The sequence below is a fragment of the Geothermobacter hydrogeniphilus genome, from assembly GCF_002898515.1.
GTDB lineage: Bacteria > Desulfobacterota > Desulfuromonadia > Desulfuromonadales > Geothermobacteraceae > Geothermobacter_A.
Genome location: NZ_PPFX01000054.1, coordinates 1 through 21,722 on the forward strand (window position 1 = coordinate 1; position 21,722 = coordinate 21,722).

Sequence of the window (21,722 nt, forward strand, 5' to 3'; positions counted from 1 at the left end):
CCGTACGCACGGTGGTGTGGGAGGACGGCGGGGGCAACCCCGCCTCCTACCCGATGCCACTTTCCTGCCCGTTTCTTGTGGCCCAATTTTCCCGTCTCCAGCCTCCCCCTTGGCTTCCGAGGCAAATGGGGCTAGATTGTGCCCATGTCCGGCCTCTATCTGCACATCCCCTTCTGCCGTCGCAAGTGCCCCTACTGCGACTTTTATTCCCGGGATGATTGTCTCGATCAGCTGGCCGATTATCACCTGTTGCTGATTCGCCAGCTGCAGATGGCGACGGCCGCCGGCTGGCAGGGCCCCTTTGCCACCGTTTTTTTCGGCGGCGGCACCCCTTCTCTGCTGACCCCGGCCCAGCTCGACGCGATCCTGGCGGCTGTTGTCGCCGGACCCGGTCTCGCCGCCGATGCGGAAATCAGCGTCGAGATCAATCCGGCGACCCTCACGGCGGGCTACCTCGGGGAGCTCAGGGCCTGCGGCGTCAACCGCCTGTCGATCGGCGTGCAGAGCATGGATGACGCCCGCCTGCGGCAGCTGCGGAGACTGCACGATGCCGCCGTGGTCAGAGAGGTCGTTGCCCGGGCCCGGGTGGCCGGCTTCGAACAGATCTCCTGCGACCTGATGTTCGCCCTGCCGGGACAGACCCCCGCGGAACTGGCAACCGACCTCGAACGGCTGTTGGAGCTGCGGACAGAGCATGTCTCCATCTATGGCCTCAGTCTCGAAGAGGGTACCCCCTGGGGCCGTGATCCACGACCGGCGCTACCGGAGCAGGAAACCTATGCGGAGATGTACGAACTGATTCATCATCGCCTGACGACCGCCGGTTACGGGCATTACGAGATTTCCAATTTTGCCCGACCGGGCGCGGAGTGCCGCCACAATCTCGGCTACTGGCGGCGGACCGCCTGCCTCGGACTGGGGGCGGGGGCGCACAGCTTCTGTTCCCGGGGCTGGGGGCGGCGGCTGGCAATCCCTCCGGACCTGGACGGTTACCGGTCCATGCTGAAAACTGGGATCGATCCGATGCAGTCGCTGGAGAACTTTGACCGCCGGGGGGCGATGGCGGAAACCGCTTATCTCGGTCTTCGAACCGCCGCCGGAGTGGATGCGACCGCATTTCGGGAGCGTTTCGGATGCTCTTTCGATAATGTTTTCAGCGCCCCCCTGAAGCGCCTGGCCGGGCAGCTCGCGGTGCGTGATGGCTGCTGGCGTTTCGGCTGGTGGCAATGGCTGATCTACGATCGGTTGATCCGCGAATTTCTTTAACTTAATCAGATATTTTTTCCATTCCGGGCGGCTTGACAAAGGTCAGGGGCGTTGTTATTTTGTACGCCGCTGGCACTCGAAGCCTGAGAGTGCTAACAGGAGACCGGTGGCAGTAGCGTTGCTGGAAAAGGAAGAAGGGCCGGTTTGTCCGGCTCCATTTTTTTCTCGGGTGTCATCATGTCAACCGAACTTGGCGAACGTAATCGCAGTATTCTTGAGGCGATTATTGAAGAGCATATCGCCACCGCCGAACCGGTGGGTTCGCGTACCGTGGCCAAGCGGCACAAGCTCGGCCTGTCGCCGGCCACCATCCGCAACGTCATGGCGGACCTGGAGGAATTCGGATTTCTGCAGTCGCCGCATACGTCCGCCGGACGGGTCCCGACCGAAAAGGGCTACCGCTTTTACGTCGACTCGCTGCTGCAGGTGCGCAAGCTCAACAGCGCTGAACGAAAACAGCTGGAAAGTCGTTACCAGCTGCGCGGACGCAAGGTCGAGGAAGTGTTGCGTGATGTCAGCAAAACCCTCTCCTCGATTTCGCATTACACCGGCCTGGTGATGGCGCCGCGGCTCGAAACCACGGTCTTTCGGCACATTGAATTCGTACCGTTGTCCGAGGGTCGGGTGCTGGTCGTCTTCGTTACCCGCAGCGGCCTGGTGCAGAACAAGATCATCGAAACGCGTGTGCCGGTCTCCCGCCGCGAACTGGAACAGATCTCCAACTACCTGAACCGGACCCTGGCGGGGCTTTCCATCCAGCAGGTGAAAGAAAAGATTTTCGCTGAAATGCAGGAGGAAAAAGCTCGCTATGATCGGCTCATGAGTCGTACCCTGGAGCTTTCCCGGGAAGCACTGAAGGAGAACCTCGGCGGCGAAGTCTTTATCGAGGGGACCAGTAATATTCTTGATCAGCCGGAATTCGCCAACGTTGAAACCATGCGAGGCCTGTTCCGTGCATTCGAACAGAAAAGCACCCTGATTGACCTGCTCAACCGCAGTCAGCAGGCGGACGGGGTGCAGATTTTCATCGGCAGTGAGCCGGGCATCACCGGTATTCAGGGTTGCAGCCTGATCACCTGCCATTACGCCAGTAAACGCGGCACCATCGGGGCCCTGGGTGTGATCGGTCCGAGCCGTATGAACTATTCGTCGGTCATCCCCGTTGTTGACTACACCGCCCGCCTGTTGAGCCAGGTGCTTGACGGCGATCTTGACTAGGAGTTGATTCGCAGTGGCTAAAAAGAAAGTGACCAAGCAGCAGAACCAGGAACCGGAAGAAAAATCGACCGAGGATCTGCAGCCAGGGGCTGAAACCGAAGAGGTCGGGGCGCAGGCCGCCACCGAAGACCTGGCGGCAGAATTGGCCGCCGCCCGCGAAGAGGCCGGTAAAAACTGGGATCTCTACCTGCGCAGCCAGGCCGAAATGGAAAACTTCCGTAAGCGGATGCAACGCGACAAGCAGGACGCGCTGCGTTTTGCCAACGAAGGGATTCTGCGTGAAATCCTGCCGGTTATCGACAATCTCGAGCGGGCGGTGGAGCATGCCCGGGAGAATGATACCGATACCGCCGGTTTGCTTGAAGGGGTTGAGATGACCCTCGACCAGTTCGCACGCACCCTCGAAAAGTTCGGTGTCAAACCGGTCGACGCGGTCGGCAAGCCTTTCGACCCCGCCTGCCATGAAGCCATGGGGCAGATGGTGACCGGTGAAGTTCCGCCCAACAGCGTTGTCCAGCAGCTGCAGAAAGGCTACCTGCTCAACGAGCGCCTGTTGCGTCCGGCCCTGGTGATGGTGGCCAAGGCCCCTGAGGTTGAAACAGAGCAGACAAGTGATTCCTCCGCATCCGAAGCGGAAGAAAAACCACAGACCAGTGAAGACTGAGAACAACAGAGTTCAAAGGAGGATATAAACCCATGGGAAAAGTCATAGGAATCGATCTCGGCACCACCAACTCGTGCGTTGCCGTTATGGAAGGCGGCGAACCGAACGTCATCGCCAATGCTGAGGGGGCCCGGACAACCCCGTCGATGGTTGCCTTCGCCGAAAACGGCGAGCGGCTGGTCGGTCAGCAGGCCAAGCGTCAGGCGGTCACCAACCCGGAAAACACCCTGTTCGCCATCAAGCGTCTGATCGGCCGCAAGTTCGACGGCGCAGCGGTACAGAAGGATATCGAAATCAGTCCCTTCAAAATCATCAAGGCGGACAATGGGGATGCCTGGGTCGAGGCGCGCGGCAAAAAATACAGCCCACCGGAAATCTCCGCCATGGTGCTGCAGAAGATGAAGCAGACCGCCGAGGACTACCTCGGAGAAGAGGTCACCGACGCGGTGGTCACCGTGCCGGCCTATTTCAACGACTCTCAGCGGCAGGCGACCAAGGATGCCGGCAAGATCGCCGGACTCAATGTGCTGCGCATCATCAACGAGCCGACCGCTGCCGCTCTGGCCTATGGTCTCGACAAAAAGGATGAGCAGAAGATAGCCGTCTTCGACCTCGGCGGCGGCACTTTCGATATCTCGATTCTTGAACTCGGCGACGGAGTGTTCGAGGTCAAGTCGACCAACGGCGACACCTTCCTCGGTGGTGAGGATTTCGACCAGCGCATCATCGATTATGTCGCCGACGAATTTAAAAAAGACCAGGGCATCGACCTGCGTGGCGACAAGATGGCCCTGCAGCGGCTCAAGGAAGCGGCCGAGAAAGCCAAGTGCGAGCTTTCCAGTTCGATGGAAACCGACATCAACCTGCCGTTCATTACCGCTGACCAGTCGGGACCGAAGCATCTCAACATCAAGCTCTCCCGCGCTAAACTGGAGAGTGTCTGCGGTGACCTGCTGGCGAAACTGAGCGCGCCCTGCAAGACCGCCCTCAAGGATGCCGGGCTGTCCGCCTCCGAAATTGACGAGGTGATCCTGGTCGGCGGCATGACCCGCATGCCGGCGGTACAGGAGAAGGTCAAGGAGATCTTCGGCAAGACGCCGTCCAAGGGGGTCAACCCGGACGAGGTGGTCGCCATCGGCGCCGCCATCCAGGGTGGGGTCCTCAAGGGCGAAGTCAAGGATGTGCTGCTGCTCGATGTCACGCCGCTCTCTCTCGGCATCGAAACCCTCGGCGGGGTGATGACCAAGCTGATCGAGAAAAACAGCACCATCCCGAGCAAGAAGAGCCAGGTCTTTTCCACCGCAGCCGACAATCAGCCGGCGGTTTCGGTACACGTGCTGCAGGGTGAACGGGAGATGGCGGCCGACAACAAGACCATCGGCCGTTTCGAACTGACCGACATCCCTCCGGCGCCGCGCGGCGTGCCGCAGATCGAGGTCACCTTCGACATCGACGCCAACGGCATTCTCAATGTCAGCGCCAAGGACCTTGGCACCGGCAAGGAGCAGTCGATCCGCATCACCGCATCTTCCGGGCTGTCGGAGGAGGAGATCGAGCGGATGGTCAAGGAAGCCGAAGCGCACGAGAGTGAAGACAAGAAGAAGCGCGCGCTGATCGAGGCCCGCAACCAGGCTGACGGCCTGATCTACACCACCGAGAAGGCCCTCTCCGAGCATGGCGACAAGGTCGATGCGGGAACAAAAACCGAGATCGAAACCGCTCTTGAGGCGCTCAAGGGAGTTCTCGACGGGGACGACGCGGAGGTTATCAACCAGAAGGCCGAGGCCTTGGCCCAGGCGTCGCACAAACTGGCCGAGATCATGTACCAGCAGGCCCAGGCCGAAGGCGGCGAAGCGGCTGCCGCGGGTGAGGCCAAGCCGGATGACAACGTTGTCGATGCCGAGTTTGAAGAGGTCGACGACAGCAAGAAATAATGGTTCCCGAAGGTCGGAGCAGCCGGCACGGCTGCTCCGACCGCCTGTTTTGCCGGTGTTTCCCTGATTCAGGGTGCCGCCTTGACAACAGTCAGAACCTGTCCCCCCGAACAGAATGAGGACCCTTGGCCAAGCGCGATTATTACGATATCCTCCAGGTCAACCGGAACGCCAGCGAAACTGAAATCAAGAAGGCCTACCGGAAGCTGGCGATCAAGTTTCATCCCGACAAGAATCCCGGAGATAAGGCCGCCGAGGAAAAGTTCAAGGAACTTTCCGAGGCCTACGCGGTGTTGTCCGACGCTCAGAAACGGGCTCACTACGACCAGTTCGGCCATGCCGGCATGGAAGGAATGGGTGGGTTTTCCTCCGGTGGATTTTCCGGTAGTCCGTTTGAGGACATCTTCGGTGACATCTTCGGCGATATCTTCGGCGGCGGAGGAACCCGCCGCGGCAGTCGTGGACGCCGCGGAGATGACCTTCGCTACAACCTGACGGTCAGTTTTGAAGAGGCGGCTTTCGGTCTGGAAACCAAGGTCCAGATTCCCCGCCATCAGCCCTGCGATGCCTGCGGCGGCAGCGGCGCCCGCAAGGGGACCGCGCCGCGAACCTGCGGCACCTGCCAGGGCGCCGGGCAGGTCCGCTACCAGCAGGGCTTCTTCTCCCTCACCCGCCCCTGCCCGGACTGTGGCGGCCAGGGGACGGTGATCGAGAATCCCTGTCCCGAGTGCCGCGGCAGCGGTCATATCCGGGGTAAAAAGGCCCTGTCCCTGAAGATTCCGGCCGGGGTCGAGTCGGGCAATCGCCTCAAGCTGCATGGCGAAGGTGAACCGGGAACCGGCGGCGGCCCTCCGGGCGATCTGTATGTGGTGATTACCGTCAAGGACCACCCGCTCTTCCAGCGGGAAGGAAACGACGTCATCTGTGAACTGCCGATTTCCTTCACCCAGGCGGCCCTCGGCAGTGAATTTGAAGTTCCGACCCTCGATGGCAAGATGCGTCTCAAGGTGCCTGCCGGGACCCAGTCGGGCAAGGTTTTCAAGCTCCCCGGCAAGGGTATTCCGGTACTGCAGGGTTACGGCCGCGGCGACCAGCTGGTGGTGGTACGGGTTGAAACACCGACCAGGTTGACTTCCCGGCAACGGGAACTGCTGGAAGAATTTGCCCGCGAAGGGGGCGAAGACGTCAATCCGCTGGGCAAGGGATTTTTTGACAAGGTCAAGGAACTGTTCGACTGAAACGGTCGAGTTGCGCTGAAGGAGGTTTCATGATGCGGCGCCTGCTGCTGATTCTGCTGCTGGTCCTGATCGGCCAGGCCCCGGTTGTTCTGCCGGCGGTCGAACTCCCCGGCAGTCTTGCGAGCCGGCCGCTGACCGAACGCGAGACCTTCGAACGCGGGCGGGCCGCCTATCTTCAGGGAGACCTGGACACCGCTCTCGGCCTGCTGCGCGGTTTTGTCGTCCGCTATCCCCATTCCTCGTTCAATTCCCGGGCCTACCTGACCCTGACGCGGATCTTTTACCAGCGGCAGCAGTATGCTGACGCCAGGCTCTACCTGGAGCGTATTCCGGAACTGGAAGAAACTCCGGAAGGGCGTCTGCTGCAGGGGGCGCTCGACATCGCCGAAGGGGATCCCTCGCATGGCGTAGAGCGCCTGAGCGCCCTGTCTCCCGGCGACCTGCTGCCCGCCGACCAGGTCCTGCGGGCGGACGCCCTTGCCCGCGGTCTGGCGGCTGAGCAGCGAACGCTGGAGGCACTGCTGGTGCTGCACCGTCAACTGGCAACCGAAAGCACAGCGGCCGCGGATCGAACAACCCTGTTGCGACTGGCCCACGAGTTGCTCGACTCCCTGGATACCGCCGACCTCGACGAAGCCGCTTTCATGTTCGCCGGCACCGCCATCGGTCAGGATGCCCTTCTGCAGCAGGCGCAGCGCCTGGTTTCCCGGGGACAGACCGAGCAGGCGTTGCCGCTGGTCCGAAAGCTGGTGGCCGATCCGACCCCCTTTGCCTACCGGCGCGACGCGGTCCTGCTGCTCGATCGGTTGACCGGTCAGCCCTGGCTGCAGCGGGCGGTGGGCATCATGCTGCCCCTTTCCGGTCGCTATGCCGCTTTTGGCGAACTGATCCGCAAGGGAATGGACCTCGCCCTGCAGCTGCATCCCGACAGCGGCATCCGCTTTATTTACCGTGATGTGGCCGGTGCCGAGGATTCCGCCCTGGTTGTTGACCGGCTGGCCAACGAAGAGCGGGTCATGGCCCTGGCGGGGCCGATTACCGGAACCCGTGCCCTGACGGCGGCCGGTCAGGCCCAGCAGCAGCAGGTGCCGTTGATTTCCCTCTCCCAGCGTGACGGTATCCCCGAACTCGGCAACTACATTTTTCGCGATACCCTGACCAGTCGGCTGCAGGTCCGGGCCCTGGCCCGCTACGCGGTCGAGGAAAAGGGCTACACCTCCTTCGGTATTCTGCGTCCGCAGAACCGGCTCGGTGAGGAGTTCGCGCGCCTGTTTTCTGAAGAAGTCCTCGTCCTCGGCGGGCTGGTGGTCGACGAGGAGGTCTATCCGACCGATGCCACCGATTTCAGGCGTCAGATCAGGATGCTGATGGGGCAGGATCCCGAAGCGCCGGACGAGCCGGCGGAAATGACTGAGGAGGAGCAGCTTGAGGACCTCTTTGTCCCTGATTTTCCGGCGGTCGACTTCGATGCCCTGTTCATTCCCGATTATGCCGACATGGTGGCTCTGATCGTTCCTCAGCTGCCTTTCTACGGGATCGAAAATATTCCGCTGCTCGGCATCAACGGCTGGAATTCCCCCGACCTGGTCCGCAATGCCGGCCGCTATGTCGAGGGCGCGGTCTTTCCGGACGGCTTCTTCCGTCACAGCAGTTACCCCTTCGTCGAGGACTTTGTCCGTCTCTACTATGACCGCTACGGCGAGGAACCGTCGATTCTTGAGGCTCAGGGCTTCGATGTCGCCGGGCTGCTGCTGAGCATCCTTGAACGTCCCGACGTCACGACCCGCGAGGATGTGCGTCTGGCTCTCAGCCGGCTGAGTCATTATCCGGGAGTGACCGGTGCCACCAGTTTCGATTTCCAGGGGGAGGCGGAGAAGGAACTCTTCCTGCTGCAGGTCCAGAACGGCCGTATCGTGCAGATCAATTGATCATGCGACCCTTCTGCACCCAACGTCTGTCGCTGCTCTGCGGACTGCTGTTCGCCATCCTCTGCGGATGCGTTCCGCCTTCAGCATCGGTTTCCCCGGCGGAAGCCGAGGGCGACGCGATGGTGACCGGTGTTGCCGGCCGGGTGGTTGATGCCGGCGGCAAGCCGGCGGCCGGGGCCTGGGTTTATGCCTACCGCAGTGACCGCACCGGGCTGCGCGGTCCGGCCGATTTTGCCGCCCGGGTGGATGCGGACGGCAGCTACCTGCTCGATCTGACCGAAGGAAATTACTGGCTGGTGGCCCGCCTGCGCCAGGGGCGAGCCGACAGCGGACCGCCGCGACGTGGAGACGCCTGGGCGCCTTACCAGCGCAACCCGGTGCGGTTGCGGGCGGGGTCCGTCGAACGGGTCGATTTTATTCTGCAGAAGGTTGTCAGCCCGACGCTGTTGCGTCAGGGCAGCCTGGTCAGCGGCGATACCGGCTTTTCCGGCACCCTGGTCGACTCCCAGGGGCAACCGCTGGTCGGGGCTTTCGCCCTCGCCTACCGTGACGCCGACCTGCGGCGGATGCCCGATTTTACCTCCACCCCGGCGACCGACCGGGGACGCTTCACTCTCTTCGTCAGCCGGCCGGGACACTACTGTATTGCCGCTCGACTCAAAACCCGTGGCCAGCCGCAGCCGGGTGAGCCCTACGGAATCCTCGGGCGGGGGAAAGCCGGCTGTCCCAGGGTCGAAGCGGGGCAGATCCTGGATGTCGGCCCTATCGTCCTCAGCCCTTTTCACCAGTAGCTGGCTGGGCAAAAACGCCCCTCCGCGGCGTTGCCCTCACCCAACAAAGTCCCTTCCCCTTCCAGGTCCGTCTTGTTCCGCGGGGATGCGGCCGTCTTGCATCTGGATATTGTTGCTCAGACCGGGTGACGATTTTTTTACATCCCGGGAGAGTCTCCCTCCCCCAGGTCGAGCAGGGCATGCAGCATGGCGACCCGCGACATCTCCGCGCCGACCGCCGTCGCCCGTTTCAGGGGTTCCGCGTAGATCGCCGCCAGTTCCAGCGGCCGCTGCTGCTGACGGTCAATCATCATGCTCGGCCGGTAATGGTCCATCTGCCCGGTCATCGTCAGCAGTTGGCCGATAAATGCCGGTCCGTCAATCGTCTCGCGCAGCCCCTGGCGGTTGGCGGCGGCGACCACTTCCGTCATCATCTTTTCGACCAGGGCGCGGCTGCCGGCATGCGCCAGAAGTTCGGTCACATCCCGCCCGGTCAGGGCGCAGAGGCCGTTGAAGGGGATATTCCAGACCAGCTTTTCCCAGCGGCAGCGCAGCAGATCGGCAACCGCCTCGCAGGGGATGCCGGCTGCGCAGAACCGCTCGGCCAGTTCTTTGGCCCGCGGCGTCAACCCGGCGGCGAATTCCCCTAGGCGGATGCGGCCCTCGCCGAGGTGCAGCACCTCTCCCGGTTCACCCCGGTTGGAACAGAGAAAAGCCACGCCGCCGAGGATCCGTTCGGCGCCGAAGGCGGTCGCCAGCAGTTCCTCGTTGCCGAGCCCGTTCTGCAGGGTGAGAATGGCCGTCCGCGGCCCGAGCAGCGGGCGGACCAGATCGACCAGTACCGGGTTGGCGAAGGTCTTCAGGCCGACCAGCACCAGGTCGACCGGGCCGATTTCGCGGCTGTCGCGATAGCCCCGGATTTGCGGCAGATGGAAATCCCCATGGACGGAACGCACAATCAGTCCGTCCCGACGGAGGGCTTCATAATCACGCCGCAGCAGAAAGTGCAGATCCTCTCCGGCGCGCTGCAGCATGGCCCCGTAGTAGAGGCCGAGGGCACCGGAACCGACGACGGCAATCTTCATGGCAGGACTCCTCCAGGTCGGGTCGTGATGGATCAGAAGCGGGTCCGCCATTTCAGCATGGCTGTCTTGCGGCCCAGTTCCAGGTCGAGACCGTGGCGGTCGCGCAACCGCTGCAGGGTGTCCAGGCGTTGGTCGCGGTTGGACTTGTGGGCGCCGTTGACGGCATTGTAGATGTTGCCCGAATACCAGCCCAGTTCGAAAAAGACCAGGATGCCGCCGAGAACCTGGTTGTCGTTGTCGAATGCCTCGATGGCGGCAAGAATAAAGGCGGCGTTGAGCGCGAAGGAGATGCCGGCGTCACGAGTCCGGCCGACATAGAGCTGCCCGGCGCCAGGCAGCAGGGCCGACAGGCTGCCGGCCAGGAGAGGGGATTTTTCCTCCAGTTGCCGTAGCTGGTTGAGGTCGGCCGCCAGTTCCGCGGCCTGCGGTTGGGTCAGACGGGAGAGTTCGTTCCCGGCGGCGGAATAATCCTGTTGTTCAATAAAGGTCCAGGCAACCCGGTATCGGGCCGAAGGAGCCTGCTCCGGATGCAGTTCGCCCAGCAGCCGGTAACGTTGTCGGGCCTGTGTATAAAGTCCCCGGCGAAAGGGGATCTCGGCGTAGAGCAGGGCCCCGCGCAGGGCCTCGGGGCTGGTCGGCCAGTTTTTCTGCAGCAGCTGCAGCTGTTCTTCCGCCTGCTCCCAACGGTCCCCGGCCAGGTAGCCGCGGGCGATGCGTAACCGGGCGTGGGCTCCTTCGTCCGCTTGTGGATGCTGGAAAAGGAAGCGTTTATACTCGGTGATGGCGCGGTAGTAATCGCCCTCGGCATAGAGGGAATCGGCAAAATTGAGTTGCGGCAGGCCGGTGGCGGCAAAGGCCGGAGCGGTGATGATCAACAGTAGCAACAGGGGGGCGGGAAACAGGCGGGACATAATCGCTCCTGGGCGGTTGGAGGCTTGTCGGTTCAGGATCCGGGCGCGTCACGCGGGGATCGTCGACTTGCAAAAAGCGTGAGGGATCGTTAAAATAATCCCCGGTTCGTCAACGGCGGAATGCGCCAGCCGAATCCTAGCACAGCGGCCCTTTTTCGAGCCAGGCCAAATCCCTAAGTCCCTGTTTCTAAAGCCTTTCAAAATTGACTTCAAAAACGACTTGTGTTAAACTGGAAAAATGCAAAAAACAAATGAGTTCAAAATCGGCGATCGAGCGGTTTACCCGTCCCAGGGCGTGGGTGTCATTGAAGCAATTGAGTCCCGCGAATTCTCCGGAGTGGAAAACAAATTTTACGTCCTGCGCATCGTTGACAGCGACATGACCATCATGGTTCCGGTGGGCAACGTCTCCCAGGTCGGTCTGCGGCGCCTGGTCAACAAGAAACAGGTGGCCACCGTCTATGAGCTGCTTGAAGACAAGGCGGACATGTCGGGTGGGGTGGCGTCCTGGAGCCGCCGGCAGCGTGAATACAACGAGAAGATCAAGTCGGGTGACCTGATGGAAGTCGCCGAGGTGCTGCGGGAACTCTACCTGATCAAGGAAGACAAGGAACTCTCCTACGGCGAAAAGAAGGTTCTGGAACTGGCGCGCAAGCTGCTGGTTTCCGAGATCGCTCTCGCCGAGGGCAAGGCCGAGGAAAAGATCGCCCAGCGGGTCGAGAGCATGCTGCTCAACTGAGTCGCTGCCGGCAGATACAGCACGAGGCCGGGCCGTTGCGCCCGGTCTTTTTTATTTTCCCTGAATCAGTGAGTGCCTTGTCGGCGGATAGCACAAGTCATTGATCTGCCTGAGCTTCCCAAAAATCACCAGTGAACCTATGGGTGCGCTTCAGATTTTTGGAAATCTCATTCAGATCAAGCACTTGCACTCGCCATCCAACAGGAACTCACTGATTCAGGGTCTCCTCAATCAGTGAGTCATTCACCAGGTTCAGGTTGAACCGTAGATGACACGAGCGGAGTTGGAAAGATGGCAGTTCTGGCGTTGATTCCGGCCGCCGGTATCGGTCGGCGGATGGGGGCCGATGTCAGCAAGCAGTTTCTGACGCTCGCCGGTCGTCCGATCCTCGCTCATACCCTGGATATTTTCCAGTCCAGCTCCCTGGTCGATGCGATTATCCTGGTCGTGCCGCGGCAGGAACAGGACGTCTGCCGTCGCCAGGTTCTTGCCCCCGGCCGTTATTCCAAACTGCACCCGCTGGTTGACGGTGGTGCCGAGCGCCAGGATTCGGTCCGCAACGGGTTGCGGGCCAGCGGTGCCGCCGCTGATGATATCGTCCTCATCCATGATGGCGTCCGGCCGTTGTTTGATCCGGACCATCTGCCAGAACTGATTGACGCAGCAGAGAAAACCGGTGCCGCGGTCCTTGGGGTGCCGGTCAAGGATACCGTCAAGCGGGTCGCGGCCGGACGGGTCACGGAGACCCCGCCGCGCACTGACCTGTGGCTGGCACAGACACCGCAGGCCTTTCCCTTTGCCGTCATCGCCGAGGCCCATGAACAGGCCCTGACAGAGGGATTCGCCGGGACTGACGATGCCTCGCTGGTGGAACGGCTGGGGCACCCGGTGGCGATGGTGACAGGCGATTACCGCAACCTGAAGATCACCACCCCGGAAGACCTGCTGGTCGCCGAAGCCCTGATGGACAGAGGAGGGAACAGATCATGATGCGTATCGGCCATGGTTATGATGTTCACCGCCTGGTTTCAGGCCGTCGACTGGTGATCGGCGGGGTCGAAATCCCCTACCGCCTCGGCCTGCTTGGGCACTCCGATGCCGATGTGCTGCTGCACGCCATCTGCGACGCGGTTCTCGGCGCGGTTGCCGAAGGGGATATCGGCCGTCACTTTCCCGACAGCGACCCGGATTACGCCGGCATCGACAGCCGCAAGCTGCTGGCCGAATCGGTGCGCGTCGCCGAAGGCCGGGGCTACCGGATCGGCAACATCGACGCCACCATCATTGCTCAGCAGCCGAAGATGGCGCCGCACATCCGCGCCATGGTCGAGAATATCGCCGGTGCCTGCGGGGTCGATGTCCGCCAGGTCAACATCAAGGCCACCACGACCGAGGAACTCGGTTTCACCGGTCGCGGCGAGGGGATTGCCGCCCATGCCGTGGTGCTGCTGAAGAATGTCGACATCAGCGCCGAGTTGGATGTCTGAAGGTCGGTACCAAGTTGGCCAGGAAACCCTCTTTAACGGAGAGTCCGCGGAGAGGGGAGAGCCCGCAGAGAAAATCGAATCATGATTCAACACAATTCAGAGATTCTCTCCATCTCTGCGCCTCTCCGTTAAGTCGCCTTTGCCTCCCTTTGCGGCAAAGGATTTTCATCCATAAACTTATAAATAGACAGCTGATCCATGAGCGAAGCAATCACGACACCGAGCAATTTCATCCGCAACATCATTGATGCCGACCTCGCTGACGGCAGGCGCACTGAGGTGGTGACCCGTTTCCCGCCGGAGCCGAACGGTTACCTGCATATCGGCCACGCCAAGAGCATCTGCCTCAATTTCGGCTTGGCCGAGAGCTACGGCGGTCGCTGCCATCTGCGCTTCGATGACACCAATCCGGCCAAAGAGGAGGATGAGTACGTCGAGGCGATCAAGCGGGACGTCGCCTGGCTCGGTTTCGACTGGGGGGACCATCTCTACTTCGCCTCCGACTACTTCGACCAGCTCTACGCCTGGGCGGTGCAGTTGATCAAAGACGGCAAGGCCTATGTCGACAGCCAGAGCGCCGAGCAGATGCGCGCCAATCGCGGCACCCTGACCGAGCCCGGCGTTGACAGCCCCTACCGGAATCGCAGCGTGGAGGAGAATCTTGACCTGTTCGAGCGGATGAAGAAGGGCGAGTTTCCGGACGGAGCTCACATCCTGCGGGCGAAGATCGACATGGCCTCGCCCAATCTCAACCTGCGCGACCCGGCGATGTACCGGATTCTGCACGCCGAACATCACCGCACCGGCGACACCTGGTGCATCTACCCGATGTACGACTTCGCCCACGGCCAGGAGGACTCCATCGAGGGGATCACCCATTCGATCTGCACCCTCGAGTTCGAAGCCCATCGACCCCTTTACGACTGGTTCATCGCCCAGCTCGGCATCCATGCCCCGCAGCAGATCGAGTTCGCCCGGCTCAACCTCTCCTACACGGTGATGAGCAAGCGCAAGCTGCTGCAGCTGGTCGAGGAGGGCCTGGTCTCCGGCTGGGATGATCCACGCATGCCGACCATCTCCGGCATGCGTCGGCGCGGCTACCCGGCGGCGGCGATCCGTAATTTCTGCGAGCGCATCGGGGTCGGCAAGGCGGATGCCTGGATCGATCTGTCGGTGCTGGAAGACTGTGTCCGCGAGGTACTCAACGAATCCGCCCTGCGGCGGATGGCGGTGCTCAAGCCGCTCAAGGTGACGATCACCAACCTGCCGCAGCCGGAAGTGGCCTGCCGCGGCGCCAACCACCCGCAGCAGCCGGAGCGCGGTGAGCGTGAACTGCTGCTGACCCGTGAGATCTACGTCGAGCGGGACGATTTCATGGAGGACGCGCCGCGCAAGTTCTTCCGTCTCGCTCCCGGCCGCGAGGTACGGCTGCGCAATGCCTGCGTGGTCAGGTGCGACGAGGTGATCAAGGATGATGCCGGCGAGGCGGTCGAACTGCTCTGCAGCTGTGATCCCGAGACCTTCGGCGCCAATCCCGCCGACGGTCGCAAGATCAAAGGCACCATCCACTGGGTTTCGGCCGTCCATGGCCGGCAGCTGCCGGTGCGGATCTACGACCGCCTGTTCCGGGAAGAAAATCCGGACAAGGCCGGCGACTTCCGCGATTGCCTCAACCCCGAGTCACTGCTCGAAACCCGAGCCTGGGTCGAACCGGCGCTGCTGGAAGTTGCCCCCGGTGAAACCGTGCAGTTCGAGCGGACCGGATATTTCACCGCCGACGCGGTCGACTCAAAGCCCGGCGCCCCGGTCTTCAACCGCACCGCGACCCTGCGCGACAGCTGGGCGAAGTTAAAAAAATAAGCGGGGCTGACGAGAGCGCCAAGAAGGGCAAAAACTCTTTCAACGGAGAGTCGGAGAGGAACAGAGAAAGAGAGAAAATCTTTTTGGATTTTAAAAACCCAAAAAGCTCTTATGACTTTCTCCGCGCCCTCTCCATCTCCACGTCTCTCCGTTAAGAAAGGTTTTCTTGTGGCCCTTGGCATCTTGGCCCAAAACTGATTTTCAGGAGCACTCAATGAGTCTGCGTGTTTACAATACCCTCAGCGGGAAGAAGGAAGAGTTCAAGCCGATCGAGCCGGGCAAGGTGCGGATGTACGTCTGCGGCGTCACCGTCTACGACTATTGCCATATCGGCCACGCCCGCGCCAACATTGTCTTCGATATCATCTACCGCTACCTGCGGTATGTCGGGTTCGATGTCACCTACGTACGCAACTACACCGACGTCGACGACAAGATCATCAAGCGCGCCAACGAGCGGGGCATCTCCAGCAGGGAGCTCTCCGAGGAGTTCATCCGCGCCTTTGATGAGGATATGGCAACCCTCGGTCTGGCGCTGCCGACCTATCAGCCGAAGGCGACCGACTATATCGCCGAAATTATCGCCCTCTGCGAGAAGCTGATCAACCGGGGGCTCGCCTATGAGGCCGGCGGCGATGTCTACTACCGGGTGCGGAAATTCCCCGGTTACCTGAAGCTCTCCAAGCGCAACATGGAGGAGATGCAGGCTGGAGCGCGCATCGCTCCGGGGGAGCAGAAGGAAGATCCGATGGATTTCGCCCTCTGGAAGGCGGCCAAGCCGGGTGAGCCGAACTGGGAATCCCCCTGGGGCGCGGGGCGGCCGGGCTGGCACATCGAGTGCTCGGCGATGAGTTCCTCGCTGCTCGGTGAGACCTTCGATATCCACGGCGGCGGTCGCGACCTGATCTTCCCCCATCACGAGAACGAGATCGCCCAGTCGGAAGGCGCGAGCGGCAAGCCGTTTGTCAACTACTGGCTGCACAACGGCTTCGTCAATGTCGACCAGGAGAAGATGTCGAAATCCCTCGGCAACTTCTTCACTATCCGCGACATTCTCAAGAACTACGACCCCGAGGTGCTGCGTTTCTTCATCCTCACCGCCCATTACCGTTCGCCGATCGACTTCTCCGACCAGAATCTCAAGGAGGCGAAGGCCGGCCTGAGCCGTTTCTACGAGGCCCTCAAGGCGGCGGATGAAACCCTGCGAAGCCACCCGTTGCCCGAGCGGCCCGTCTGCCCCGAGATCTCCGACGCCGAGCGCGAAGTCTACGACAAGATCGAACATCTGGACGATTTCTTCGCCGCGGCGATGGATGATGATTTCAACACCGCCGCCGCCATCGGCCATCTGTTCGAGGCGGTGCGCGGCATCAACCGGCTGATCGGTGAAGCGCGTTTCGATGAGTGCAACCTGTCGCTGCGGGTGATCGAGGACGGCGCGAAAAAGTTGCGCGAACTCGGCGGCGTGCTCGGCCTGTTCGGTTCCGACCCGGCGGCTTGGCTGGAAAGGCAGAAGAGTGCCGGGCTGCAAGGCGCGGGACTGAGCGCCGAGGCGATCGAGGAGTTGATCGAGGAACGCCGGGCGGCGCGGCAGAACCGCGACTTCGCCCGCGCCGACCAGATTCGCGACGCCCTCGCCGCGCAGGGGATCGAGCTGCTCGACTCGAAGGACGGGACGAGCTGGAAGGTCAAATAAGTCGGGTCCGTTCAGAAAAACACGAAGCCCCCGCAACCGGGAACCGGTTCGGGGGCTTCGTGTTTTTTGGGGCCGCCAAGGCGCCAAGAAGGTCAAAAAACTTATTAACGCAGAGGCGGAGAGGGGCTGAGATGGAGAGAAAACCTTTTGGGGTTAAAACCAAAAACAGCCTTTTGTTTTCTCTGCGTTCTCTCCCTCTCTGCGACTCTCCGTTGAAAAAGGTTTTCTTGGCGTCCTTGGCGCCTTGGCGGCCCAAAGCCTACTGCCCGTACTTCTCCCGCAGCACCCGCTTGTTGATCTTGCCGACGCTGGTCTTGTTGATCTCCTCCACCAGCCGCACCTTGAGCAGCAGCGCCTGTTTTGACATCATCCCCTTGTCGATAAATTCACGAACCAGGCCGACCAGCGATTTCTCGTCCGGGGCCGCATCGCCTTTCGGTACCACCAGTGCCAGCGGGCGCTCACCCCACTTGTCATCGACGATACCGATCACCGCCACCTCGGCGACGGCCGGGTGCTGGCCGAGAATATCCTCTACCTCCAGCGACGAAAGCCATTCACCGCCGACCTTGATCACGTCCTTGATGCGGTCGGTGATTTTGACGTAGCGTTTCCGGTCCATGCTGGCGACATCGCCGGTGTGCAGGTACCCGCCGCGCCAGAGGGTTTCGGAGTTACGGTGATCCTTGAGGTAGCCCTGGGTCAGCCATGGGGCACGGACAACGATCTCACCGACCGCCTCGTCGTCCGCGGGGACATCCCGCAACTCTTCATCGACCACCCGCAGATCGACCAGCGGCATCGGCCGCCCGGTTTTACAGCGGATCTCGACCTCATCGTCGGCCGACAGATCCTCTTCACCGATATGGGCAACAGTCAGCACCGGGCAGGTCTCCGACATGCCGTAACCGGCGAAGATATCTATGCCGCGATCCAGGGCGGCGCGGCACATCGCCTGCGGCAGAGCGGCTCCGCCGATCAGCACCTTCCAGCCGCGCAGGTCGATGGTGTCGATTTTCGGGTGACTGAGCAGCATGTGCAGAATGGTCGGCACGCAGTGGGAAAGGGTGACGCCCTCGTCCTTGATCAGCTCCAGCAGGGTGTCGGGCGCGTAGCGACCGGGATAGACCTGTTTGATGCCGAGAGCGGTGGCGACATAGGGGAAGCCCCAGGCGTGGACATGGAACATCGGCGTGATCGGCATGTAGACATCTCCCTGGTGGAAGCGTCCTTGCCTGGTCGGGGTTCCCAGGGCGGCCAGCACCCCGAGGGTGTGCAGCACCAGCTGGCGGTGGCTGAAATAGACGCCCTTGGGCATGCCGGTGGTGCCGGTGGTATAGAAGGTGGTGGCACGGGTGTTTTCGTCGAATTCGGGGAAATCGAATGTCGCAGGGCTCTCTTCCAGCAAGGTTTCATATTCACCGGCAAAGGCGACGGTTGAAGCGGGTGCGGAGTCCTCATCCTGCAGCAGAATGTAGTTTTTCACCGTGTCGATGCGGCCCTTGATCGCTTCGAGAATCGGCAGGAAGTCGGCATGAATCAGCAGCAGGTCGTCCTCGGCGTGGTCGATGGTGTAGAGAATCTGCTCCGGTGACAGGCGGACATTGACCGTGTGCAGCACCGCGCCGAGCATCGGCACGGCAAAAAAGCACTCCAGGTAGCGGTGGCTGTCATAGTCCATCACCGCCACCGTGTCCCCCGCCTTGACGCCAAGCCGGCGCAGGGTGCCGGCCAGTTGGCAGACCCGCTGGCGGAAGGCGCGGTAGTCGTGACGGCGCAGTTCGCGGTAGACGATCTCCTGCTCCGGGTTGTCGACCACCGGGGCGTTGAAGAGGTTCTTGATCAGCAGGGGATAGGTGTAGGCGGAGGCGGTGCGTTCGATCAGCGTACTCATGGCGATACTCCTTGCCGAAAAGGGATATGGTGGAAAGGTAACTTTTGTTTGCCTGGACTGAATTCTGTCTAGCATGCACGGCCACGGGGCTCAAGGAAAAAGGAGGAGGAATGCGGACGGTCCCCCCTTTCTTTTCCGGGCATTTTGCTGGACGTAGCTCTTATAAAGAATATTCCTGGCAATGCTCAGTCCGCCCGGCATTCCCGTTCGGTAAGAAAGGACTTGTCTTTTGGGGCGCCTGGCGATAATCTTGCCGAAGAGGAAGATTTATGTTCACGGAGGGCTCATGGTTGCCGAAAAAATACCGTACGGGAAGATTGACGATCTTGAACAACTGGGGGTGGTGATCCGCCAGGTGCGCAAGGAACAGGGGGTGACCCAGGAAGAGCTTTCTGCCCTGGTCGGAGTGGGGCCACGGCTGATCGGCGAGATTGAGCGTGGGAAACCGACAGCGGAAATCGGCAAGGTGCTCCGGCTGCTGTCCGGCCTTGGCCTGTCGCTGTCTATCCAGCCCCGTACATCAAGAGACTGGCGGGAGTAAACCATGGAACAGTTGCAGGTCTATCTGAATGATCGTCTCGTCGGGCGTTTGAACCGTGACCGTGGCCGGCTGTCGTTTGGTTACGATCGCAACTGGCTGGATGATCCCGCGGCCCATCCTCTGTCGCTGTCTCTGCCCCTGCGCGAGGCGCCGTTTGACGATGCCGAAGCCCGCAGTTGGTTCGGCAACCTGTTGCCGGAGGGGGATTTTCTCAATCTCATCGCCCGACGTCTGGGGCGCAGTACGGGTGATGTCTTCGGTCTGCTGGTCGATCTGGGGGGTGAGTGCGCCGGAGCGGTCAGCCTGCTGGAACCGGGGCGCATTCCGGAGAAAGGGGACTACCGGCGGCTTGATGAAGACGCGCTTTACCGCCTTGTCACCGACGATCCTCCCCCGGCCTGGCTGGGAGAGGATCGGGGTGTACGCCTGTCTCTGGCCGGGGCGCAGAACAAGGTGCCGGTTTATGTCGACGATTCCGGCATCCACCTGGCCACCGGCCGTCAGGCGACCAGCCATATTCTCAAGCCCCGGATTCGCGCCGTCATCGATCTGCCGCATACGGTGGAAAATGAAGTCTTCTGCATGCAGCTGGCAGGCCGGTTGGGGCTGGCGGTCCCCGCTGCACAGATCGGGGAGGTGCGCGACCAGACCTTTTATCTGGTCGAGCGGTTCGACCGCTGTCGCGGCCAGGACCGGATCGAGCGGCTTCACCAGGAAGATTTCTGCCAGGCGCTCGGTGTCGAGGCCAACCTCAAGTATGAGGAGAATGGCGGGCCGTCGACCGCCGCAATCTGGCGGCTGCTGCAGCGTCACAGCTCGGCCCCGGCTGCAGACGGGCGTCAGATGCTGCGCTGGATAGGATTCAATTTCCTGATCGGCAACGCGGATGCTCACGGCAAAAATATCGCCCTGCTTTATCGTGGCGACGGTCGTATCCGTCTGGCCCCCTTCTATGACCTGCTCTGCACTGCCGTCTATCCTCCCCTTGACCGGCGGCTGGCCCTGCGCCTCGGCGGGGAGCGCCGCCCGGAGCGCCTGCGTCGACGCCACTGGGAACGGCTGGCCCGGGATCTGAAAATAGCCCCTCGCGCCATTTTTGCCGAATTGGAACAGTTGACTCGGGCCATCGAAAAAACCGCTGAAGCCCTTGCCTGGCAATTCACGGACCGCTACGCCTGCGAAGAGACGATGAACGGCATTCTGGAAATCATCCGGCAGCGCAGCAGCTGGGCCTGGGCGGTACTGGGTGGGTGGCCTGATTGAAGGAGGAGCTGGTCCATGTCTCTGCTTCAAGTTGCAAGGGCAGATGGGTGAGGGGAGGCAGATGAGAGAAAATGGTATTGTGTCCGTTCGCAGTAATAGTTGAATATCTAGCGGGTTCAAGTCCCGCCCAAGGAGTTGTCCGTACGCCTTGGTAGCTCAAGGGAGCGGCGTTTGAGTAATCAAGGGTCGTGAGTTCCCAATTGGCAAAACAGCAGGCCGTAACGAAAGTGAACCTATCTGTAGCCTCGAAAAACTCATCGAAGATGCCGACCCGGTGGACATACGGGGAAGGCCGTTGCACACAGGTTCTGACAACGGAATCAGCCTGCGTGATCTTCCGGGGTAGCAAGGATGGCATGCTGTGGAAGATATTCAACCCAGTGCTGGAGACCCGGTGCGGTGGCGCGTGAGGAGTGCCAACCAAGGTGTATAAGGGAGACCGAAATCGCCGTGGGTCGTATCGGGAGTCGGAGGGGTTTATAGTACCGTTTGAGATGTTGGGACAACATAACCCGCATCGAGGGAAGGAACCCTACTTTGTTCACGCAACCGAAGAGTGGAAGGTGAGGGGATTGCAGATATGCTAACAACCCCTGAAAAGATCAGAACACTACAGAGGAAGCTTTACCGCAAGGCCAAGCAGGACTCGGCCTGCCGCTTCCACACCTTGTACGACAAGGTCTACCGGGCTGACATCCTCAGTCATGCCTATGCCCTTGTTCGCGCCAACAAAGGGAGTGCCGGGATTGATGGCGTGACCATTGTGGCTATTGAGCGGGAAGGGGTCGCCGCATTCATTGCGGAGCTGGAAGACGCACTGAGAAACAAGACGTATAAGCCCGATCCAGTTAAACGGGTCATGATACCCAAGAGCGATGGAGGTCAGCGCCCCCTGGGTATCCCGACTATCCGGGATCGGGTGGCCCAAATGGCCCTGAAGCTGGTCATTGAGCCAATCTTCGAAGCAGACTTCTGCGATACATCATACGGATTCAGACCGAAGAAGTCGGCCCACGCCGCAGTCGATGATGTGACCTACAGCATGAGCACGGCAACAGATAAGCCAAACCTAAAGCTACCGAGACCTGCCCTCTACTCTACCCGGAATTTACGGAATTTAAAAACATGTTCCTCTGTTAAAGGCCCGGCTATGTTTTTGCCAGGAAATAAAGAAAGCCTCGTCCGCAGAATCTGTGGGTAGGCCGATATAAAAATTAGAGCATTGCCC

Annotated in this window: 18 protein-coding genes; 15 read left to right on the top strand and 3 right to left on the bottom strand. The window is 61.1% G+C overall.

Features of this window, described 5'->3' with window-relative positions; all coding sequences use genetic code 11:
* Positions 1-144: 144 nt before the first annotated feature.
* From hemW to C2E25_RS16190, 7 genes are all read left to right on the top strand, one after another.
* Positions 145-1,266 (top strand): radical SAM family heme chaperone HemW, encoded by a 1,122-nt coding sequence (hemW, locus tag C2E25_RS16160; protein ID WP_103116759.1) that lies wholly within the window; start codon positions 145-147, stop codon positions 1,264-1,266.
* 177 nt (positions 1,267-1,443) lie between these two features.
* Positions 1,444-2,484, top strand: a complete 1,041-nt coding sequence (gene hrcA / locus C2E25_RS16165) for a heat-inducible transcriptional repressor HrcA (RefSeq protein ID WP_103116772.1) — start codon at positions 1,444-1,446, stop codon at positions 2,482-2,484.
* A 13-nt stretch (positions 2,485-2,497) separates the two neighbouring features.
* On the top strand, positions 2,498-3,148 hold the full coding sequence (gene grpE, locus C2E25_RS16170) for a nucleotide exchange factor GrpE (protein WP_233189468.1): 651 nt from the start codon (positions 2,498-2,500) through the stop codon (positions 3,146-3,148).
* 32 nt (positions 3,149-3,180) lie between these two features.
* Entirely contained in the window at positions 3,181-5,082 is a 1,902-nt protein-coding gene (dnaK, locus tag C2E25_RS16175; protein ID WP_103116760.1) for a molecular chaperone DnaK, read from the top strand.
* 125 nt (positions 5,083-5,207) lie between these two features.
* Positions 5,208-6,320 carry a molecular chaperone DnaJ gene (dnaJ, locus tag C2E25_RS16180; protein ID WP_103116761.1) on the top strand — a complete coding sequence of 371 codons (1,113 nt, stop codon included), beginning with the start codon at positions 5,208-5,210 and terminating at the stop codon, positions 6,318-6,320.
* A gap of 29 nt (positions 6,321-6,349) precedes the next feature.
* Positions 6,350-8,248, top strand: a complete 1,899-nt coding sequence (locus C2E25_RS16185) for a penicillin-binding protein activator (RefSeq protein ID WP_103116762.1) — start codon at positions 6,350-6,352, stop codon at positions 8,246-8,248.
* Between the two features lie 2 nt (positions 8,249-8,250).
* The gene (locus C2E25_RS16190) at positions 8,251-9,039 is read left to right on the top strand and encodes a carboxypeptidase-like regulatory domain-containing protein (protein ID WP_103116763.1); all 789 of its coding nucleotides are present in this window, start codon (positions 8,251-8,253) and stop codon (positions 9,037-9,039) included.
* Positions 9,040-9,176: 137 nt separating this feature from the next.
* Here the strand turns inward: C2E25_RS16190 and C2E25_RS16195 are convergent, their stop codons facing one another.
* Positions 9,177-10,103 carry a putative 2-dehydropantoate 2-reductase gene (locus C2E25_RS16195; RefSeq protein WP_103116764.1) on the bottom strand — a complete coding sequence of 309 codons (927 nt, stop codon included), beginning with the start codon at positions 10,101-10,103 and terminating at the stop codon, positions 9,177-9,179.
* 32 nt (positions 10,104-10,135) lie between these two features.
* On the bottom strand, positions 10,136-11,014 hold the full coding sequence (locus C2E25_RS16200) for a tetratricopeptide repeat protein (protein ID WP_103116765.1): 879 nt from the start codon (positions 11,012-11,014) through the stop codon (positions 10,136-10,138).
* A 238-nt stretch (positions 11,015-11,252) separates the two neighbouring features.
* Between C2E25_RS16200 and C2E25_RS16205 the strand changes: the two genes are divergently transcribed.
* The 5 genes from C2E25_RS16205 (at position 11,253) to cysS (ending at position 16,796) form a co-directional block, all read left to right on the top strand.
* Positions 11,253-11,753: a CarD family transcriptional regulator gene (locus C2E25_RS16205; RefSeq protein ID WP_085011170.1), complete on the top strand. Its 501-nt coding sequence runs from the start codon at positions 11,253-11,255 to the stop codon at positions 11,751-11,753.
* 291 nt (positions 11,754-12,044) lie between these two features.
* On the top strand, positions 12,045-12,743 hold the full coding sequence (gene ispD / locus C2E25_RS16210; protein ID WP_103116766.1) for a 2-C-methyl-D-erythritol 4-phosphate cytidylyltransferase: 699 nt from the start codon (positions 12,045-12,047) through the stop codon (positions 12,741-12,743).
* Positions 12,743-13,240 (top strand): 2-C-methyl-D-erythritol 2,4-cyclodiphosphate synthase, encoded by a 498-nt coding sequence (ispF, locus tag C2E25_RS16215; protein WP_103116774.1) that lies wholly within the window; start codon positions 12,743-12,745, stop codon positions 13,238-13,240. Before ispD ends, ispF begins: the two co-directional genes overlap by 1 nt.
* A gap of 198 nt (positions 13,241-13,438) precedes the next feature.
* Positions 13,439-15,100 carry a glutamine--tRNA ligase/YqeY domain fusion protein gene (locus C2E25_RS16220; protein ID WP_103116767.1) on the top strand — a complete coding sequence of 554 codons (1,662 nt, stop codon included), beginning with the start codon at positions 13,439-13,441 and terminating at the stop codon, positions 15,098-15,100.
* Positions 15,101-15,314: 214 nt separating this feature from the next.
* On the top strand, positions 15,315-16,796 hold the full coding sequence (cysS, locus tag C2E25_RS16225) for a cysteine--tRNA ligase (protein WP_103116768.1): 1,482 nt from the start codon (positions 15,315-15,317) through the stop codon (positions 16,794-16,796).
* Between the two features lie 259 nt (positions 16,797-17,055).
* Here cysS and C2E25_RS16230 read toward each other — a convergent pair whose 3' ends face one another.
* Complete coding sequence (locus C2E25_RS16230) at positions 17,056-18,690, bottom strand: fatty acid--CoA ligase (protein ID WP_103116769.1); 1,635 nt, start codon at positions 18,688-18,690, stop codon at positions 17,056-17,058.
* Positions 18,691-18,976: 286 nt separating this feature from the next.
* On the opposite strand from C2E25_RS16230, the gene C2E25_RS16235 reads away from it, so the two are divergent.
* From C2E25_RS16235 to C2E25_RS17735, 3 genes are all read left to right on the top strand, one after another.
* A complete protein-coding gene (locus C2E25_RS16235; RefSeq protein WP_103116770.1) occupies positions 18,977-19,231 on the top strand; it encodes a type II toxin-antitoxin system Y4mF family antitoxin in 255 nt (84 codons plus the stop codon).
* A 3-nt stretch (positions 19,232-19,234) separates the two neighbouring features.
* Positions 19,235-20,494 carry a type II toxin-antitoxin system HipA family toxin gene (locus C2E25_RS16240; RefSeq protein WP_103116771.1) on the top strand — a complete coding sequence of 420 codons (1,260 nt, stop codon included), beginning with the start codon at positions 19,235-19,237 and terminating at the stop codon, positions 20,492-20,494.
* A gap of 580 nt (positions 20,495-21,074) precedes the next feature.
* On the top strand, positions 21,075-21,695 hold the full coding sequence (locus C2E25_RS17735) for a reverse transcriptase domain-containing protein (protein ID WP_233189469.1): 621 nt from the start codon (positions 21,075-21,077) through the stop codon (positions 21,693-21,695).
* Positions 21,696-21,722 lie beyond the last annotated feature (27 nt).

Bases quoted from the DNA above. Each gene is read 5' to 3' on its own strand.
- C2E25_RS16230 (WP_103116769.1), bottom strand. From the start codon at position 18,690: ATGAGTACGCTGATCGAACGCACCGCCTCCGCCTACACCTATCCCCTG.
- C2E25_RS16240 (WP_103116771.1), top strand. From the start codon at position 19,235: ATGGAACAGTTGCAGGTCTATCTGAATGATCGTCTCGTCGGGCGTTTG.
- cysS (WP_103116768.1), top strand. From the start codon at position 15,315: ATGAGTCTGCGTGTTTACAATACCCTCAGCGGGAAGAAGGAAGAGTTC.
- C2E25_RS16220 (WP_103116767.1), top strand. From the start codon at position 13,439: ATGAGCGAAGCAATCACGACACCGAGCAATTTCATCCGCAACATCATT.
- C2E25_RS16200 (WP_103116765.1), bottom strand. From the start codon at position 11,014: ATGTCCCGCCTGTTTCCCGCCCCCCTGTTGCTACTGTTGATCATCACC.
- dnaK (WP_103116760.1), top strand. From the start codon at position 3,181: ATGGGAAAAGTCATAGGAATCGATCTCGGCACCACCAACTCGTGCGTT.
- C2E25_RS16190 (WP_103116763.1), top strand. From the start codon at position 8,251: ATGCGACCCTTCTGCACCCAACGTCTGTCGCTGCTCTGCGGACTGCTG.
- C2E25_RS16195 (WP_103116764.1), bottom strand. From the start codon at position 10,103: ATGAAGATTGCCGTCGTCGGTTCCGGTGCCCTCGGCCTCTACTACGGG.
- ispD (WP_103116766.1), top strand. From the start codon at position 12,045: ATGGCAGTTCTGGCGTTGATTCCGGCCGCCGGTATCGGTCGGCGGATG.
- C2E25_RS17735 (WP_233189469.1), top strand. From the start codon at position 21,075: ATGCTAACAACCCCTGAAAAGATCAGAACACTACAGAGGAAGCTTTAC.
- C2E25_RS16235 (WP_103116770.1), top strand. From the start codon at position 18,977: ATGGTTGCCGAAAAAATACCGTACGGGAAGATTGACGATCTTGAACAA.
- hemW (WP_103116759.1), top strand. From the start codon at position 145: ATGTCCGGCCTCTATCTGCACATCCCCTTCTGCCGTCGCAAGTGCCCC.
- hrcA (WP_103116772.1), top strand. From the start codon at position 1,444: ATGTCAACCGAACTTGGCGAACGTAATCGCAGTATTCTTGAGGCGATT.
- ispF (WP_103116774.1), top strand. From the start codon at position 12,743: ATGCGTATCGGCCATGGTTATGATGTTCACCGCCTGGTTTCAGGCCGT.
- C2E25_RS16185 (WP_103116762.1), top strand. From the start codon at position 6,350: ATGATGCGGCGCCTGCTGCTGATTCTGCTGCTGGTCCTGATCGGCCAG.
- C2E25_RS16205 (WP_085011170.1), top strand. From the start codon at position 11,253: ATGCAAAAAACAAATGAGTTCAAAATCGGCGATCGAGCGGTTTACCCG.